The sequence below is a fragment of the Ideonella azotifigens genome (assembly GCF_006519715.1).
In the GTDB taxonomy this organism is placed as follows: domain Bacteria; phylum Pseudomonadota; class Gammaproteobacteria; order Burkholderiales; family Burkholderiaceae_C; genus Ideonella; species Ideonella azotifigens.
In genome coordinates this window covers 1-1,495 of sequence record NZ_VIDT01001006.1, presented here as the reverse complement: position 1 = coordinate 1,495, position 1,495 = coordinate 1, and the positions used below count along the sequence as shown (strand labels likewise).

2 protein-coding genes and 1 pseudogene are annotated in these 1,495 nt (G+C 69.5%); 2 read left to right on the top strand and 1 reads right to left on the bottom strand.

Translation table 11 applies throughout. From position 1 onward, the window contains the following. Window positions 1-117 precede the first annotated feature (117 nt). Together FKP22_RS30115 and FKP22_RS30110 are read left to right on the top strand one after the other, a co-directional pair. Entirely contained in the window at window positions 118-585 is a 468-nt protein-coding gene (locus FKP22_RS30115) for an ester cyclase (protein ID WP_141291888.1), read from the top strand. 30 nt (window positions 586-615) lie between these two features. Continuing rightward, a complete protein-coding gene (locus FKP22_RS30110) occupies window positions 616-1,212 on the top strand; it encodes a flavodoxin family protein (RefSeq protein WP_141291887.1) in 597 nt (198 codons plus the stop codon). Here FKP22_RS30110 and FKP22_RS33110 read toward each other — a convergent pair. Next, a pseudogene (locus tag FKP22_RS33110) lies at window positions 1,188-1,495 on the bottom strand (PLP-dependent aminotransferase family protein); the annotation flags it as partial. The gene FKP22_RS30110 and the pseudogene FKP22_RS33110 sit on opposite strands and share 25 nt — an antisense overlap.

Genomic DNA, 1,495 nt, shown 5'->3' with positions numbered 1-1,495 from the left:
AGCGCGTCGAAGGCCACCAGCAGGTTCAGGTCCACCGCATGAAGATCCATGCCGTGGATTTTGCTGCATACCATTATTCGATTGGACGCGGGTGGGCGCTGTTTCTACAGTGGCGCCATGCCTTCCGACATCCCCCTTTCTCCCGCCGCCGCAGTGCAGCCCAACGGCCTCAGTGCCGCCGAGCAGCGCGCCATCGAAACCCTTTACCGCGCCTTCAACGAGCAGGACCCGGCGCTGGTCCATGAGGCCACCACGCCCGACTGGCAGGACATCCCGCTGGGCCCCGGCCAGGCGCCAGGCCCGGCCGGGCTGGGCCCTGTCATCGCGATGTTCGCCCAGGCCTTCCCGGACGTGCGCATCACGGTGCAGGAGATGTTCGGCCACCAGGGCCGTGCGGCGGTGCGCGCCCGCATCACCGGCACCCACCGCGGCGAGTTCTTCGGCATTGCGCCGACCGGCAAGCCCATCGACGTGGTGATGCACGAGGTGCACCACCTGCGAGACGGCCGGATCTCGCACACCTGGCACCTCGAAGACTGGTTCGGCATGCTGGGCCAGCTGAGTGCCTGGCCGCCCCAAGCCTGAAACCCCCGTTCCTTTCCAACGAGCAACCCCATGCCCACCATCGCACTCGTCTACTTCTCCCAAGGCGGCAGCACCCACCTGCTGGCCGAGCAGATCGCCGCCGGCGCGCGCCAGTCCGGCCAGGCCGAGCTGCGGCTGATCCGCCTGCACGGCCATCAGGTCCACGAAGGCCGCTGGCAGGACGACACCGTGCTGGCCAGGCTGAGCGAAGCCGATCTGATCGTCTTCGGCGTGCCCACCTTCATGGGCGGTCCGGCCGCCCAGTTCAAGGCCTTTGCAGACGCTACCGCCGGCCTGTGGTTCGCCCGCGCCTGGACCGGCAAGCTCGCGGCCGGCTTTACCACCAGCGGCAGCCCCAGCGGCGACAAGCTGGCCACATTGAGCTACCTGTCGGTGCTGGCCGCGCAGCACGGCATGCACTGGCTGAGCTGGGACGCACTGCCGTACCAACCCGACGGCACCAACCACCTCGGCAGCTTCCTCGGGCTGATGGGCCACAACCTGGCCAACCCCGGCGAGGCGCCGGTGCTCAGCGAGGCGGATGCGCGCTCTGCCCAGCGCTTCGGTGAGCACCTGGCGCGCACGGCACAGCGCCTGTCGCCTCAGCCGGCCGCCTTGCCCGCCTGAGCCTTCGCAATCCGTCCCAGCCGCTTCACCATCGGTCCCATCTGCTCCGCCGAGGTGTTGCCGTAGCCGATCACCAAGCCGTTGTCCTCGGGCCGCGGCTGCATTGCATAGCTGGACAGCGCAGCCACGCCCAGGCCCTGGCGGCGAGCTTCATCGACGATGGCCTGGTCGCGCAAGGCCGCAGCCAGGCGCACCGTGAGGTGCAGCCCACCCTGGCCGCCGAGCACTTCGTGGGCCACGCCGAGCTGCGTGGCCAGCGCTTCGCGCAGCGCCTGCTGGCGCT

What these genes read in the sequence shown, in the direction of transcription:
- FKP22_RS30115 (WP_141291888.1), top strand. Translation starts at nt 118, where the DNA reads ATGCCTTCCGACATCCCCCTTTCTCCCGCCGCCGCAGTGCAGCCCAAC.
- FKP22_RS30110 (WP_141291887.1), top strand. Translation starts at nt 616, where the DNA reads ATGCCCACCATCGCACTCGTCTACTTCTCCCAAGGCGGCAGCACCCAC.